The organism is Sediminibacterium ginsengisoli (assembly GCF_900167075.1).
GTDB lineage: Bacteria > Bacteroidota > Bacteroidia > Chitinophagales > Chitinophagaceae > Sediminibacterium > Sediminibacterium ginsengisoli.
On sequence record NZ_FUWH01000004.1, the window covers coordinates 237,155 to 252,258 of the forward strand.

12 protein-coding genes are annotated in these 15,104 nt (G+C 41.9%); 3 read left to right on the forward strand and 9 right to left on the reverse strand.

Annotated elements, in window-relative coordinates; all coding sequences use genetic code 11:
- Positions 1–265: 265 nt before the first annotated feature.
- Positions 266–1,405: a YifB family Mg chelatase-like AAA ATPase gene (locus tag B5D42_RS09260; protein ID WP_245825630.1), complete on the forward strand. Its 1,140-nt coding sequence runs from the start codon at positions 266–268 to the stop codon at positions 1,403–1,405.
- Here B5D42_RS09260 and B5D42_RS09265 read toward each other — a convergent pair.
- From B5D42_RS09265 to B5D42_RS09295, 8 genes are all read right to left on the reverse strand, one after another.
- Positions 1,296–2,792 (reverse strand): recombinase family protein, encoded by a 1,497-nt coding sequence (locus tag B5D42_RS09265; protein WP_078831195.1) that lies wholly within the window; start codon positions 2,790–2,792, stop codon positions 1,296–1,298. The genes B5D42_RS09260 and B5D42_RS09265 overlap by 110 nt on opposite strands.
- Before the next feature lie 768 nt (positions 2,793–3,560).
- Positions 3,561–3,719 carry a hypothetical protein gene (locus B5D42_RS17855; protein WP_176112957.1) on the reverse strand — a complete coding sequence of 53 codons (159 nt, stop codon included), beginning with the start codon at positions 3,717–3,719 and terminating at the stop codon, positions 3,561–3,563.
- Positions 3,720–3,854: 135 nt separating this feature from the next.
- Positions 3,855–4,124, reverse strand: coding sequence for a helix-turn-helix domain-containing protein (locus tag B5D42_RS18290; RefSeq protein ID WP_078831198.1), 270 nt, complete (start codon positions 4,122–4,124; stop codon positions 3,855–3,857).
- Between the two features lie 184 nt (positions 4,125–4,308).
- Positions 4,309–5,205, reverse strand: coding sequence for a tyrosine-type recombinase/integrase (locus B5D42_RS09275; RefSeq protein WP_078831199.1), 897 nt, complete (start codon positions 5,203–5,205; stop codon positions 4,309–4,311).
- A 370-nt stretch (positions 5,206–5,575) separates the two neighbouring features.
- Positions 5,576–7,291 carry a UvrD-helicase domain-containing protein gene (locus tag B5D42_RS09280; RefSeq protein WP_078831200.1) on the reverse strand — a complete coding sequence of 572 codons (1,716 nt, stop codon included), beginning with the start codon at positions 7,289–7,291 and terminating at the stop codon, positions 5,576–5,578.
- Positions 7,272–9,029: an ATP-dependent nuclease gene (locus tag B5D42_RS09285; RefSeq protein WP_078831201.1), complete on the reverse strand. Its 1,758-nt coding sequence runs from the start codon at positions 9,027–9,029 to the stop codon at positions 7,272–7,274. The genes B5D42_RS09280 and B5D42_RS09285 overlap by 20 nt, the downstream gene beginning before the upstream one ends.
- 140 nt (positions 9,030–9,169) lie before the next feature.
- The gene (locus B5D42_RS09290) at positions 9,170–10,105 is read right to left on the reverse strand and encodes a tyrosine-type recombinase/integrase (RefSeq protein WP_078831202.1); all 936 of its coding nucleotides are present in this window, start codon (positions 10,103–10,105) and stop codon (positions 9,170–9,172) included.
- A gap of 102 nt (positions 10,106–10,207) precedes the next feature.
- Positions 10,208–11,188, reverse strand: coding sequence for a hypothetical protein (locus B5D42_RS09295; RefSeq protein ID WP_078831203.1), 981 nt, complete (start codon positions 11,186–11,188; stop codon positions 10,208–10,210).
- 156 nt (positions 11,189–11,344) lie between these two features.
- Between B5D42_RS09295 and B5D42_RS09300 the strand changes: the two genes are divergently transcribed.
- Both B5D42_RS09300 and B5D42_RS09305 read left to right on the forward strand, forming a co-directional pair.
- A complete protein-coding gene (locus B5D42_RS09300) occupies positions 11,345–12,517 on the forward strand; it encodes a type IV secretory system conjugative DNA transfer family protein (protein WP_078831204.1) in 1,173 nt (390 codons plus the stop codon).
- 61 nt (positions 12,518–12,578) lie between these two features.
- On the forward strand, positions 12,579–13,043 hold the full coding sequence (locus B5D42_RS09305) for a JAB domain-containing protein (RefSeq protein WP_078831205.1): 465 nt from the start codon (positions 12,579–12,581) through the stop codon (positions 13,041–13,043).
- A gap of 725 nt (positions 13,044–13,768) precedes the next feature.
- Here the strand turns inward: B5D42_RS09305 and B5D42_RS09310 are convergent.
- A complete protein-coding gene (locus B5D42_RS09310) occupies positions 13,769–14,920 on the reverse strand; it encodes a hypothetical protein (protein WP_078831208.1) in 1,152 nt (383 codons plus the stop codon).
- Positions 14,921–15,104 lie beyond the last annotated feature (184 nt).

Here is a 15,104-nt window from a genome sequence, read left to right on the forward strand (position 1 = left end):
CCGAACCCAAAGAGGCGCCTCTGCAAAGGCTGGTAGATTTATTAAATTCATCCGACCAGCGGGGCGCCTGACCAATATCCACCTTCTTATACAGATACAAAATCATTATACAAGCTTAACTTTTGGAAAGTTCCGGAACTTTCCAAAAGTTGCCGTGCGATTAAGTACAAATACCCTTTTTAATTTTTTGCTATTTCCCGGATGTATTTTCGCTCTGCATGTGGCCTGTTATGCAATAAAGTGCCGCAGAATTTATACAGAGATTATGCTTGTAAAAACTTTTGGCAGCGCTGTCTATGGCGTGGAAGCCATCACTATTACGGTTGAAGTGAATGTGAGTGCGGGTCAGCATTATACCATTGTTGGCCTGCCTGATAATGCTGTCCGGGAGAGCCTGCAGCGAACAGAGAGTGCGATTAAATCGAACGGGTTCCATATGCCGCGCACGAAGCTGGTAGTGAACCTTGCGCCGGCCGATATCAAAAAGACCGGCTCGGCATTTGACCTTCCCATCGCCATGGGTATTCTTGGCGCCAGTGAACAACTTGACAATCCTGATTCGCTGAAGGACTATGTGATCATGGGCGAACTGAGCCTGGATGGAATTGTCAAACCTATCAAGGGCGCATTACCGATTGCTATCCAGGCCAGGAAAGAAGGTTTTAAGGGATTGATCCTGCCGAAAGCAAATGCAAGAGAAGCTGCGATTGTAAACAACCTGGCAGTGTATGGTGTGGAGCATATTTCTGAACTGATCGGGTTCTTTGCTGATGAAAAATCACTTAGTCCAGTTACAGTTAATACACGTGATGAATTCTTCAGCAGTCAGTATGAATTCGATGTTGACTTTAACGATGTAAAAGGGCAGGAAAATATCAAACGCGCTCTGGAGATTGCAGCAGCAGGAGGTCACAATGTGATATTAATTGGTCCGCCGGGTGCCGGAAAAACCATGTTGGCCAAGCGGTTACCAACCATACTGCCGCCACTGAGTTTACATGAAGCGCTTGAAACCACTAAAATACACAGCGTTGCCGGCAAACTGCCGGAGAACAGTGCGCTGATCAGCAAAAGACCTTTTCGCGCTCCGCACCATACCATCAGCGATGTGGCATTGGTTGGCGGCGGCGGAACACCGCAACCCGGCGAGATCTCGCTTGCGCATCATGGCGTATTGTTCCTCGATGAATTACCGGAATTTAAAAGGACTGTTCTCGAAGTGATGCGTCAGCCCATTGAAGAAAGGAAGGTCACGATTTCAAGAGCGCGTATGTCACTCGAATTTCCCGCCAGCTTTATGCTGGTGGCTTCCATGAACCCATGTGGTTGCGTAGATAATTTCCGGGATTTCCTAAAGGGGCGGGGGCATAGTCGAACGCAATCTCAACGGTATCTGTACCAATAACGATCTGACGGACAATGGTTTCAACAATGCCGCGTTTCTGTTCAAAGGGAAGTTCTTCCCATTGCTCATAGAGCGTCTTGGCATCTTCAAGCACCGTTTCCGCGGATTGCCGCTGTACACGAGCATAGGACATTGCCGCTTCAAGCGCGGGCAGTTCGTTGTCCAGTTGTGCAAGACGGGCTTCTAGTGGCTTGTATTCCTCATGGAATGCAGCCTTGTCGATGTCGCCGTCTGCGCGCATGGAAACGAGGTTTGTCCGCCGTTTGGCGAGCCGTTCCCGTTCCGTGGTGGTAACTGCATACAGTCGCTCTGCGTTCGCCAGTTCCGCGTCTTTTTCCGTGCGGTACTGTGTCGGGTCAAGGGACGCAATGCGTCCTTTCAACTGCTCGTGGAGGATGTGGTCAATGGTCGTGGCATCAATCCGGTTTTTGCACGCCGGACAGATATAGTTCCGATGCGCGTGCCTGATTGCCATTTTACCGCCACACGCACAATGTAGGTAGCCGGTGAGGAGATGGATCGCCTGCCGTCCGGTTTTGGTGCGCTTGCGCTCCTGTTCGGTGAGGATTGCATTGCATTCCTCCCAGAGTTCCACGGACACAATCGCCGGACACGGTATAATGACCCATTCGTCTGCCGGCTTGTACTGCCACTGTTTACCCTTTCCTGGGCTTTTGGTGTAGTTAGCGCGGCGTTCTCCCTTTGCCATCGGATCACGCAAGAGGCGGTTTACGGTATTATCCGAAAACTTATCGCCGCTTCTCGTGCAATACCCTTTTTCATTGAGGATGTTCGCGGTGGTTTGGATGCGGCGAACGGTACGGAATGTCTCGAACATGAGGACACGGATCGGGGCTTCCGCTTCGTCAATCTTCAGTTCTTTGTTATCCCAGCGGTACCCGAATGGTGCCGCGCCGCCGAGGGACTTGCCAAGCTGCGCCCTGATCGGCACCGATGCGGCAACCCTGCTGCTGATCTCCTCACGCTCCCACTGCGCCATAGCGGCAATAATGGTGAAGAATAAGCGTCCGGCAGGTGTTGATGTGTCGATGGCTTCGGCAAGCGAGATAAGGTCTGCGCTGTACTCCCGGAAAATGTCCGCGAACTCTAATAGTTCCTTTGTGTTGCGGGCAAGCCGCGCGAGTTTGGAGAAGATGAGGCCGCTAATGCGCCCGCTTCTCACGTCTGCGAGCATGCGTTTTGCTTCCGGTTGGTCAATCACCGTTTTCCCGCTGATTGCATCGAGGCGGTACACGGTGACAACCTCCCAATCGCGCGATTCCGCGTAGTAGCGGGCGCGTTTTTCATGGTGTTCAGGGCTTTCGTCCTTTACCTGCATATCGGTTGATACGCGAATCCAAATGCCGACCTGTTTTTTCTCGTTCATAGCTGACAGGATTTACGGGGGGATGAAACAAAATACGGATTGTCTTGAATGCTGCAAAGCATGGGCTGTGTTTTCATGAGTTGATATTTAGTTTAAAGGATTATTTGTATCAGTATTATGGTAACTGACTGCTCACATAAGGGTGTCCCAATAGATGAGAAGAAGCATTAAAGTAGGTATAAAATTTTAGCCCTTTTTATCCCCTGTAATGGACTTTATTTTTTCTTGATAATTACCGCGAAACGAACGAACGCCGAACGTCCGCGAGCCACATCCTGAAATACAAAACGGCTTCTCTTGAAGCCGTTTTTCTATTCCGTCCGTGCTCGCGAACTTTCGAGGTGCGCTACGATCGTTGCCTCAAACATTTTCATGTAATACGGTTGCCGATTCTTAATATCTTTATCCTTTTTATCTACGAGTTTAGGATATGTAGCGACAACAAATTCGCGGAGGTGATTTCTATTTTTTATTGAAGGTTCTTGTGATTTGATGTGTTCTATGGTGGTAAGCTGAACAAGACAACCTCGTTCCTTCGCATACGTTTCCAGTGCTTTGATCAGTTGTTTAAGTGCTGCGGTAAAATGGGAATGTTTGGGCGTTTTAACAACGATGTTCGTTATATGATGCCGCCTGATGTATCGCGTGTAGAGCGTCAGGAGGCTTTGTAACTTCTTTGGTGACCATCGGTCACGCCGAGAACGCACATGCGCTACTTCCAATACATTGTCAGCGATGACCGCGAAGCCGTTCCGCCTCGTGCCGATGCTAATGCCCAGCACCCGCATGAATATCGTTGAGGTATTCATTGATAATGCCGGTAAAAATCGCACCGCGACTTACCAGTACATCTTCGTCCCTCACTCCGAGCGCCCTGTCTCGGGCAGTTGTGAGGACGTCTCGCGGAACATCACGCACAAACCGCATATAGTTTGCCATTGAGTGTTTGTCATTGAGCGCATTGGCGAGTTCATGTGCAAATTGTCGATCTTCGGTCGAAATCATTTCGTGTGTCTATGTTAGTGATAATGATAGATACGAAGCCAAGTCGTTCTTCCGCATTTATGTATCGAACCGTTTGTATTCCTTTAAGGTGATTTGCTTTTTGTATTCGTTAATCAAATCGTAATACAGTTCGTTACTACTTGTTCGATACAGTGCGCATAGTTTGAGAAGGTTGCCTCCCCGCGGGAGTTTTACCCCTTCTTCCCATTTCGCAATGTCAGAAGAATTTTTTAGCCCTAAGAACTCCGCAACGTCGCGCTTGGTATAGCCAAACTGTTTACGAAGTCTCCGTAATCTATTTGGAACAAGTATTGATACTTCATCCATGACTACAGAATATCTTTGTTCGATACCGATTTGAAGAATGTCCCGATAGCTCTAAAAATGTTATTTTTTTGAATTAGTATTTATTTCTTTTTTATTAAGCGTTTATCAGAAATATCAATTTAAGATGAACTGGTGCTTAAAATATTAGAGTAACAAGAATATAATCTCTATTCCATTTCTTTAGCTATTTTTCGATACTTACTGGATGTTTACCAATTTGTCCGCGTAAATGCTCTACGCATACATTAAGATATCTTCGTGTAGTCTCGATGTTGGCGTGTCCCATCATTTTTGAAATCGCGTGAAGATCAGCTCCACTTTCCAAAAGAAGCGTAGCAAAGGTGTGTCGCAGCGTATTCAAAGTAAATGGTATCGCAGAAATTTTTACGAAGCGATTAATAATGAATTTAAAGGCATAACCACAATACTTAGCCTTGCCTGAATTTTGACAGAACAACTCCGGCACAGTGGGATGGATTTTCTTTCGCTGATTAATATACTCCTTTAGAATCGTTGACAAACTCTCATTCAAGGGAATTATGCGATCTTTTCTTCCTTTCCCTTGGGTAATAATAATGGCTTGTCTACCGAAATCCACTTCTTCAACTTTAAGCTGAAATAATTCAGACCTTCTAACACCAGCGAAAATGCAAGTCGCTATCATCGCATAGCTTCGATAACGACTGAAATCAGTTCGATGATAGCAGTTGTAAACGACAGTAAGAAGATGACTCGCTTGTTGACGAGTAAGAGATGGCATCAAGTGATACTCTACCCGTGGTTTGGGTATCAATTCGAGCGGGTTACTATTGAGATGGCCTTGTTGTACACACCAATCGAAAAATGGATTGAGTGTATGTCGTTTCGTCAAAACTGTAGTCATTTTCCAATTACGTTCTCGAAGCCCATTGATGATATAGTCACCTAGATTATGTGCCGAAATATCGGAGACCTTTACAATTCCAACCGATCTTGTAAAATGGCGAATTTCTTGCCGGCTACTGGTCAGTGAAGTTTGAGTCGCATTTTTGAAGTACCTCTGTGAATCCAAGAACAAAGTAGTTGCACGTTCAATATCCATAAATAATGTCCATATCCTTTCAAGATGATTTGACGATTAACTACTTGCTAAATATGCCTGTTCTTTAAAAGATGTATTGTTATAGCGCATTTTTTAGTAATTGCGACTTCCAGAACAACATATCTTTATACTTAGACAAGTATCTGTTTAAGGGTATAAAACAGATATATCCATTCATTTCAGTAAACCTTATTTAACAATTTAAAATCGTTAAACCGGTCAAAACCTGAAATTGGAAATTAGTATCTGTTTATAACACCCATTTCCTGTCAAAATGAAAGTGTTTTAGATAGCAAATTGGTAAAAATCGTACCTCAAAACTATACCACAATTTCCGGAGAACAGGCTATTCTAGGACCATTGAAAGAGGTTATAAAAGAACGCAAGGGTCACTTATAGGAGTTAAAATTGTCGTTTGACGTTTCGCACGAGTTACTGCCACCCTTAATGCAAGTTTTGTACGGTCTATATCGGTTTCATTTGCATTATTAGGAACCAGTCGTTTGAACTCATCCTCCCAAATTATTACCTCGTCAAATTCTTTGCCTTTCGATTTGTGGATTGTCATAATAAAAATTCCATTCCATTTTCTATTTGACATTGAAAAATGCTCTTGCAATAAGGCGGACTCTATTACACCAGACGCGCCCTGGTAACTCCCATTGTTGCGCCACCGTTCAGAAAGGGATTCATTCAACAATGCGCCTTTGTTGAGTAATCTGACATACAGGGCATCCTCGAAAATGTTTTTCAATGTCGGGTTACTACAATTTTCAAAGAGTTTCCTGATTAACAGCCAATCATCTGCAGGCGTTCCGGTGAAATTTATCAATTGTCGTTTTTCAACGACTTCTAAAAGTTCTCCAGCAAGTTGTACCCGCGTAGATCCCCTTATTACTCCGCTGCTATGATATTTTTCTAAAGCTGTAGCAAGTGTAAGATCAGCCTGAGAAGGCTTGCCATTTTTTCGCCCACGCAGATGTTGGATAATTCCGAGCAACAATGACTTTCTGCACGATTCGGTGCTTGCTATCGGTTCGAGCAGGAACGCTATGACTTTTGCTGCTAATGAAGGTCCAGATGGATCGATTAAAACTTCATGAGAAATTGCAGGGATACCTCCTACTCTTGTAGACAGGGCACGTGAGACAGCCAACGATACTCTTCCAGATTTGACCAATATAGCAATTGACCAATTTTTTACATTACCCTTCTTTAACCTATCAATGCTTCTCAGGACTTCGTATCTCAATGCAGCATAAGAATCTTGCCAATTCTTTGAGTATTTGTTTATGATTACTTTATTGTAGGTTGTATTTTTATTGCGGCCTGTAAGCAAATCATCGCCAAACTGCGCTATATCAGTTCCTCCGCTTCTAAAGTTTTCATATCCTAAATCAACTTTAGTGCAACTAAATTCACTTATAAATTCAGGGATACGAGTAATACTTGATCCTCGAAAATCGTAAATCCTTTGTCGAGGATCAGCGAGAGCTACTATAGTACTTTGCTTCCCTATTAGTTTAATAATATTCCACTCATCAATATTAGTATCTTGAAATTCGTCAACAATAATCAAAGGGTATTTATTAGAGACCAGAGAGGCAATCTTTTCCGATGCAAGTATTTCTCCAGCAATTGGAGCAAACAAATCGAAGCATAGGCGTCCGTGCTCTTTGAACAATGCGACTTCAAATTCTCTCTTCTTATCTTCAGTAATATGAGCGCTTAATGCGGCAGCTTCTGGCGGAGTGACAAGCGTTAAACACCGCTGTTGTGAAGCTAAATATCCATAAGATTTTATAAGCTCCCACGTAAAACCATGATACGTATTTATTTCTAACGATTTTATGGCTTCTTTTTCAATAAGTGTTCCGGCGTGTTCGATTATGCGTGAAATTGTGGCTCGGGCGAAGCTGAGAAAAAGTACTTTTTGAGACGGGAGGAGTGTCTTTGCTAAGGCTAACTCTCCCGCCTTTAACAAAGAGATCGTTGTTTTGCCTGAACCTGGTCCTCCCTCAACTAACAAATGCCCCGTAGTTGCTAGAATCGATCTTCGTTTTTCATCAATTTGTAGCATCTCCATCAGTTGTTGTGTTGGAAGGGTTACAAATCGCGCCTATCTGCTGCAGGTTGTTTTTCACGGATTTCGGCATTTGATCGACGGTGCAGCTAATAAGAAGCGCGGCGCACGATTTTGATCCTTTGTATTTTTTAAAGTAATCAAAAAGTGAGTTTTTGTATTGTTCGTCTGTCATGCCCTCCACTGGTTTTACATCATCTAAATGTTGAGGCCACGAAGAGGCAAGATCTAATGCAAACGCCTTAATTGCCTCCGGTGCAGTTTCTTCTAAAACGAGTTTTTCAAATCCTTTATAAGTGGATTCAAAGGGGTGTGTTACCGCCGAGCTACATTTCGCAGAATTTTCCGCATCTTGTTTGTCATAAACGGCGAATACAGTTTTGCCGAGGCTACGGAAATAATCACCAAAAGCAGGGATGTTCGATTCTGATTCAGCATCGAAAATTGCAATTCCTAATCCCTCGAGCGAATCAAATAAAGAAGGTTGGAGATCATTTAGTCTTCGTGCAGCTTGACTATACGAAGAAACCTCGGTATCGCCTTCACATAAAAGTACACGGCTAGCTAGTAGTGCTTCAGAAAATCTTGTGCGGAACTCACGACTATACGCTTTCGGTTTTATTATAGAAGGTAATTTCACACTATGGCATGCGAGCTCTCCATCTCCGTCTCTCTTTAATAGCAAAATATTGCTTGTCGAAAATTCCTCTAAGACAAAGGGTGAATGGCTAGTAAATATTGCTTGCGTTGAATGTTTTCTTATATGGTCTACTATGCGTTTCTGCGTGTAAGGAGGTATAGCAATTTCCGGTTCCTCCATTGCGAAAATGACAGTCTTCTTTGCTTCGGCAATCATACTTAACAATGCCAGTACCATTGTATTTACAGTCCCAGTTCCCTGATGATTATATGGCGCATGGTACCCGCTAGTTCCGGTAGACATAAATACTGTCAGGGTTTTACGTAAATGCTCGCGTGTCAAGTCAGTAACTCTTAAATGGGGTTCTGCTCCCCATTCCACCGGCACAAATTTCTTCAAGGCTTCTTGAATACCCGTTAATATATCTTTTACCTCTGTCGCTGTGTCGTCTGCTGTCGAGTCTTCCCGAAGTTTTGAAAGAACATCCTCCCACATTTGTGGGCGTTGCTCACGAATACGCAAAATAATATCCAGTAGAGTTCCACGTTCCAAACTAAGCGCTCGCGCCCCAGTCCGAAGTGCTCTTAAATATAAAAATCCGCATTCTCGTTTATCAAATTTTCCAAATTTGCTGAATTGACTATCTTCACGCTCCGGCCAACAGAAATGTGTCTCGCCATTAAAATCGTCTTCGGTTTCATCATACTTTCCAATAAATCGAAGTCGTAAACATTCTTTAACGTGAGTTCGATTTGTAGCATCCAGTTCTGATTCGATTATCAATTTATCATTTGCAAAATCCCAGAATTCAAGGTTATTAAAGAACCTTCGCTTTTGCTCATCAGTTAGATCAATTACTAAGACTTCTATCGTAATCGGTACTGGTTGTCCCTCGTTCAAGTAAATTCCGTTGTAGAAATCATGTTCGTCAACAACAGGAACTCGCGAAAGCCTATCTGGTCCAAGTACCAAGTCAATTGCTTCAAATACAGTTGATTTTCCTGTATTATTGTCACCAATCAAAACACTATGACCATCGAATTTTATATGGCCTTTTTTAATTCCCCTGAAATTTTGAATGTCTATATAGGCTATACGCATACAAAATAAATTAATTGATAACTTGGCTAGTTAAATATCTGGGGGGAGATATGTAAATTAAGCAAGATGTTGGAATCTGCAAAAGACGCTCATAGAATAATCTTATAGTACTGAGAAATAATCTCCAACACCCTTTAGGCCTAGACAAACTCATCGATTCTCATATTCTCTAAATCAGCTCTAGTCTTATAAGAAGGCAAACATCTCAAATACGCCATTGTCATGGTTATATTGGTATGCCCCATAAGTCTTTGAAGTTTCACGATGTCGTTACTGGCATACAGAAAATTGACTGCAAACGTATGACGGAATTGGTGTAAATGAAATCGTACTCCGCTTCGTTTTCTAATAACCTGTACCAGTGAGATCAGGCCCGCGAGACTGATACCGTCATCACGCAAATTGGAAATGAAGACATATTGTGATTGTTTATGTACCCGTTCTTTTAAGTACTCTTTTAAATACATACAGACTGATGAATGTAACGGAATATGTCTTGTGCGCGGTATTTTTGACGTTTCTGCTCTAACCGTCAGCAATTTGCGTTCTATATCAATATCTCTAAGTTGTAGCAATGCAAGCTCTTCTCTCCGAAGTCCGCAAAACAGCAATACATAAAATATTGCGAGATTGCGTTTAACAATTAATGGTTTAGTCGTCGGCGGGTTGTGTAATGCCGAGAGAATACGTTCCACCTGCCATTTTTTTAAGAATTTGACGTCGTCATAAATTACCCTGGGCTTGCGTAAATACCGGAACGGATTTTCAGTGATGTGTTTGTTCCTCACCAACCACTCAAAATAAGTATGGAGTTTGCTCCAGTAAGTGATTACCGTAGATTTTTTAATACCAGTGAATGCTTTTCCGTTCCCTAGTATTCGTTTTCGGCGTTCGAGTTCTTTAAAGAATTGAGTAACTGTCGATGGCGAAAGTGTTTGAAGCGTAACGTTTGGCATTAAAGTTCGAAACACTTTAAACCCCTGTTCATACCCTCTAAGAGTTTCTCTTTGAGTTTTTCGGATAAATTCCCATTCTTGAAGAAAATCAGTAAATAAAGCATCGATGTCTTTTCGCATAAAAGAAGCGTACTCCACTCCTCATTAGGCAACCAAGAATGGTTTCCCGTACCTAAAATACAATCTAATCATCCTATACGAATAATACATATTGTGCTGCGGCTATAAAATGCAATGTTGGAAAAAGACCATTGCAAGATTGAGGACAAGTCTCGTATTTCTTTCGCTCGCGTATGCAGTTTTAGGATGCGCAACACCTGTATGTTGTCGCTCACTCATAAGAAATGACTCTATCCTCTTGAATATTTCTTGTGTAAATAAATCCGATGGTATTAGCTTTTGTTTTTGAGCCTGTACTAACAATTTCGATATATCACCACTTCCAACTGCACCGTTTACAAGTATCTGTAAAAAAGCCTGTACAGCCGATACTGTATGAGTAACCGCAATACTGTAGGAATCTGGAGTACCCTTACGATACTCTGTAAATGCGTCAACGAGAATTGAAGAAACAGCTTTCCATTTTGGATTTGCGAGCGCATTTAATACCGGTTTGACGATTTCCTCTTGAATCTTTACATCCTGTTTAGGAATAATTCCTTGTCGGGTCACTTCAACATTTAGTCCAAAATCGGTAAATACTTCGTTGAGATCTTTTGAAATTTCATCATAAGTGACATACTTATTTTCTTCACTTCTTTTATCAAAACTATCTTTCGATTCATTATCTCCTTGAAAAACGAGCGCTTCGCGCCTTTCGAATATCGACATAAATAAATAGGTCGAAAGCAACTCTAGTACGATATTTTGAGTTTTTGTTATCCAGATTTCGTAGAAATCAGCACAAGCAGCATTTAGTGTCCCATTATCTAAATACCTTCTTCCAAAGCTCTGTGCCTTGTAGGTGTGATTGAAATATGCAATGGAGTTCTCAATTCGTTTCTGCTTTAGTGTTTTTTCAGGATAGTCCCCGTAAAAATGATAATCGTATTGACCGTTTTTGTTGAAAAAGTGATCAATTAGATGCTTCCACAGTCGTTTTTTTTCTTCATCTGATAAATCATCCCATTTGCGTAGACCGAAATCTGGTCTTAGTTCTTTAAGCGCATCATGATTGGATGCACTCCAAAATTTGAAATCCATAAAAACTAATTTGAATTAAAGATAATATCGTCTTTGCATCAATACTCGAATAAATTCGGTGTCAATGGAAATTTCTCCAATTGGTTGCTCTCATCCCTTACTTAGAGCAAATGCGTCATTCTATAAATCAGAAAGTTGATTCGATAGGATTTAGGAATGAACATAAATCATCCCGAACTAACTTATATTGGACACACGAATTGGCGCAGTAAAAACATCTTATTCGGAATCAAGGCGGCGGACCGCTTAGAGCATATTTTATGCTTAGGAAAGACTGGCATGGGCAAAAGCCATTTACTTGTATACATGGCGTTACAAGACATAAGAAATGGAACTGCCGGTGTTGCGGTTATTGATCCGCATGGCGATGCAGCCGAACAAATAATTAAGCAAATTCCGGTAAGTCGAAAGCATGACCTGATATATCTCAATGCAGGGGCCAACGCACCGCTTCCCTTTAATCCTTTGGAAAACAGATCAATAGAGCAACAGAATCTCCTTGCGTCTGAAATTGTTTCTATTCTCCGTCGTAAATGGCGAGAAAGTTGGGGCGATAACTTGGAGTTTATTATCAGACATTGCATTCTTGCTCTATTAGAATGTCCTAAAACAACGCTACTCGATATTCAACCGTTTCTGACGAACAAGAAGTTCCGTGATGCAGTGCTTAAACGCGTCAACAATACCGGAACGCTCAATTATTGGATCAATATATTCAACAACTATTCGCCGTCGCAGCAGCAATCTGCTATCGCTCCAGTTCTCAATAAAGCCGGTTCTCTTATCGCCAATCGTGCAGTGCAGAAGATCATGGGACAACGTACCGGAAGTATCTCAATACCAGATATTGTCGAAAATCGAAAAATCCTCATAGTTAATTTGTCGAAAGGGATTATCGGAGAACAAGCGGCAGAAATATTAGGAAGTATGATTACTTCAAGTATTCAGATGGCCGTTATGCGAAAAGCACAACTTCCAGAATCAAAGAGAAGTCTATTCTACGCCTACTTTGACGAAGCCCATGTATTTATCAGTCCCTCATTTGCAGAAATGCTCTCTGAATGTAGAAAGTATAAACTGGGGCTTTTCCTCTGCCATCAGTACCTCGATCAGCTCACTGAAGACACGAAAAATGCAATCTTGGGCAACGTCGGCACCATGGTAACGTTTCGCCTGGGATTGAAGGATGCGCGCGTATTTAAGGATGAGTTCTTTCCTGTATTTGCGGTGAAGGATTTTATCAACCTCCCTCGATATTACTTCTATATCAAATTGCTTATTGATGGTGTTGCCTCCAAAGCGTTTAGCGCAATCTCTGGCGAACCATAACGCCCCTGTTAGCTAGTAGTTCGTTTTTGATCTTAATTATTCACCATCAAAAACAATCACTATGACCACATTTCCCCTTACAACATTTCCCTTAGTCGAAATCACTGTCTCGTATAGTCAATCAGTAAAAAAATCAGAACGTCCAATCATTACTAACTCACAGCAAGCGTATGAATACTTGCGTAGGTACTGGAATGACGATGTAATCGATCTATACGAAGAATTTAAAGTGCTTTTACTGAACAGCGCAAATAGAGTTCTTGGCGTTTATGAAGCCTCTCGCGGCGGTTTAACTGGAACGGTTGCAGATCCCAGGCTGATACTTGGTGTTGCAATCAAGACGTGTGCAACTGCCATGATCGTAGCTCACAACCACCCAAGCGGTGGTCATACGCCAAGCCGGGCTGATGAACAGATCACCGAGAAGCTCAAACAAGCAGGGGCGTTATTCGACATACGGGTTACCGATCACCTTATTATTTCAGCGGATGACTACTATTCATTTGCTGATGAAGGAAGAGTATAAACCGGAATCACATTCATTGTTCTTTATAAAAATAAATATCATGAAAGCAGAACTAGCATTGGACACCACCGGAATGTGTCTTGTTTGCAACAAGCAAATGCGTGGCAGAATCGACAAAAAGTTTTGTAGTGACGGATGTAGAAGTCAGCACCATGCTCGACGGTCTTTTCGTGTTACGAAACGAATGCGGTCAGTAAACTATCTTCTCCGCAAAAACCGGACAATACTGTATTGGTTGGTTCAAAATAGCAAACGACCTGTACGAGTAAAACGTCAAACACTTCTTAGCGAAGGCTTCGACTTCTCTCTGATAACTGCCGCAGATATTTCCGGGTCACAAGTCACGTACCACTGTTATGACTACCAGTACACCCCAGTGGATGAATCTATCGTCAAAATAGCTCACAAACCCGACTAAGTTCGGGTTTTATTTATTCCTCACGAACAATCTCAAAACTCGGCATGTTTTTAACGCATCAATACCTTGACCAGCTTACAGAAGACACCCGACATGCCGTATTGGGAAACGTTGGAACCATGATTGCATTTAGACTAGGTACTAAGGATGCAAAAGTGTTTGCTAACGAGTTTTATCCTGTACTTGATGTGGAGGATTTTATTAACCTTCCGAGATTCTACTTTTATATAAATTACTTATTGATGGAGTTGCGATTAAGGCATTTAGTGCAACGCTATAAATATTGTAGGCTTAGAGGGACTCGAATCTAACGTTTAGGTGGCTGAGATAAAAACTCGCTTCGTGCTATTTTGTGCCAAAGCACATAGGAAGAATCATAAGTTCCCAAACGCCGATCAAACTGTATTACCGGATGTTGCTCATTTTTACGAAAGTAAATTCGACATCTTCTATTTACTCCAGTGAGTGTCTCAATTTCCAAGCTCCCAACATTTGCAATTTTCAAAAATGGCGATTCTAAAGCCACCGTACTTTGAAGCAGGTCGCTATAACTGAACCCTTTCTTAGCGCTTCCAAATGCGTAGTCTGGTTTCACGCCCAACGCCTCAATCTCTATTTCATAAACGTTGTATTCAAAATTTGCTCTTATCGCAAACGAATGAGATTGAGAGCGATATCCCATCAGAGAAGAGAAAGATATTTTTGGGATATCATCCCTTTGCACATCACTTGGCTTGCTATCGCTGTCGTGAAAAGATATTGTTCCGTAGTACATTTTATAATATAGCCAATCTGCGTTTCCATCAGCTAGCAGATCCCTGCCGTTTAAAAAACTTATGCTAGTAATTTGCTCTCCTTTTTTATCCACTGTTCCGAAATATTTTTGTGGTCTCAATAATGACGTATCATTTCCACAGAGCAATACGAGGTAATTGAGTTCGGCTAGCTGGGGCAAACTCATAGGAACACTAAACCGTAATCGCATCATCGCAGGAAATAATGGATTTGCAGTTCTTTCAAAATTACTTTGTGTTTCTTTTTGTTGAGCAAGTATACTGTTCCCATAATTTTCTATTGCTTGGCTATTAGTAAAAATCTCTGCTGTAAGCTTGTTCACTGAATCTAGCCTTTTTAGTGTTTCTGTGATCCGTACATCTGCCGTCTCTATTCCGTCCATTATCTCTTTAACCTCCTTTTTATGCGCATCGGAAGATTTAGTTTCCTTCACCATACTTAATCCGAAGCTGATGATACTTACGGTACAAATGCACCATGCTATTATTTTTTTTCGATTACTCGACAACTCTTTTGAGAGGACTAAAATTGCGCTTAAAAAGGTTACAAAGCAAGAAGCGACTGGTAGAACACCAGACAGCATTTTGTCGATGAGCAATGAAAAAAAGTAAAAATTGAACATACCATAAAGATAAAAACCCTTTTCAGGGTTTTTCTTTATCAAGCCAACATATAATCCACACGGTGTCGCATCCCAGGCAGGCTCCTATAAGTAATTGCAGTACTAAAATAGGAACCAGATTTAAAAGAAAAAAGCAGATAATCAACAAGAGGTGAAAGATTATAGTCGCAATGGCAAGTTGTCGCATTGTCATTTTAAGGTGTATTGGTTACCACAAAACCCAAAT